This window comes from Pseudoxanthomonas mexicana (genome assembly GCF_001556105.1).
Taxonomy (GTDB): Bacteria; Pseudomonadota; Gammaproteobacteria; order Xanthomonadales; family Xanthomonadaceae; genus Pseudoxanthomonas_A; species Pseudoxanthomonas_A mexicana_A.
The window spans coordinates 1-924 of record NZ_LSIF01000093.1; the positions used below are offsets into that span (position 1 = coordinate 1).

Sequence of the window (924 nt, forward strand, 5' to 3'; positions counted from 1 at the left end):
GCGGCCGGCGTGGGCGAAGACGCCTTGGGTGCGGCGGCGATCGCCTTGCGTACCGGCGCACTGACGGTGGCGTGCAGCTTGAACACCGAGACCGACGCGGTCAGCGACTGCGCCTGTTCTTCCATCGAACGCGCGGCCGCGGAGGCTTCTTCCACCAGCGCCGCGTTCTGCTGCGTGGTCTCGTCCATCTGGGTGATGGTCTGGTTGACCTGCTCGATGCCGGCCGACTGTTCCTGCGAGGCCGCGGAGATCTCGGCCATGATGTCGGTCACGCGCTGCACCGAGGCCACGATCTCGGCCATCGTCGCGCCGGCCTGGTTCACCAGCGCCGAGCCGTCGGCGACCTTGTCGACCGAGGTCTCGATCAGGCCCTTGATCTCTTTCGCGGCGTTCGCGCTGCGCTGGGCCAGCGTGCGCACTTCCGAGGCGACCACGGCGAAGCCGCGACCCTGCTCGCCGGCACGGGCGGCTTCCACGGCGGCATTGAGCGCCAGGATATTGGTCTGGAAGGCGATGCCGTCGATGACCGAGATGATCTCGGCGATCTTCTTCGAGGACTGTTCGATGTCGGTCATCGTGGTGACGACCTTGCCGACGACCTCACCGCCCTGCGAGGCGACCGAGGCCGCGCCGATGGCGAGTTGGTTGGCCTGGCGTGCCGAGTCGGCGTTCTGGCGCACGGTGGAGGTCAGTTCCTCCATCGAGGCGGCGGTTTCTTCCAGGTTGGCGGCCTGCTGTTCGGTACGACGCGAGAGGTCGCTGTTGCCCGAGGCGATTTCGCCGGCCGCGGTGTTGATGGAACCGGAGGCGTCCTGGATGCGGCCGACGATGTCGGTCAGCTGGGCGACGGTGGCGTTGGCGTCGTCGCGCATGGTGGCGAACACGCCGTGGAAGTCGCCTTCCATCCGTGCGGTCAGGTCGCCG

At 68.1% G+C, this 924-nt stretch carries 1 protein-coding gene; it reads right to left on the reverse strand.

All coding sequences use genetic code 11. From position 1 onward, the window contains the following. Positions 1 to 924 (reverse strand): methyl-accepting chemotaxis protein (locus tag AX730_RS16465; protein ID WP_232310286.1); only part of this gene is annotated, 924 nt, incomplete at both ends.